This window comes from Pseudomonas huaxiensis, assembly GCF_003231275.1.
Lineage (GTDB): Bacteria > Pseudomonadota > Gammaproteobacteria > Pseudomonadales > Pseudomonadaceae > Aquipseudomonas > Aquipseudomonas huaxiensis.
The window spans coordinates 1-208 of sequence record NZ_QKVL01000237.1 but is presented as its reverse complement, the minus strand read 5'-3'; the positions used below and the strand labels follow the sequence as shown (position 1 = coordinate 208).

Annotated in this window: 1 protein-coding gene; it reads left to right on the top strand. The window is 57.7% G+C overall.

From position 1 onward, the window contains the following. On the top strand, nt 1-208 hold a 208-nt coding region (locus DM374_RS33400), incomplete at both ends, for an immunoglobulin-like domain-containing protein (protein WP_157969855.1).

The following is a 208-nucleotide window of genomic DNA, read 5'->3' as shown; positions in this document are numbered from 1 at the left end:
ACCGAAAGATACTGTTTACGTCGATGCGGGTAGCGTCAGCGTGACCATCACTGGCACCACCGGTGGTGATTTCGAACACCTGGAAGTCAGCCCAACTGCCGCCGTGACTGCTATCACCGACAGCATCGACACTTCGACTGTCACGTTGACTGCGACTGCCAGTGCCGTTGAAGGCGGCGTGGTTACTTACACCGCGAGCGTCACTGCT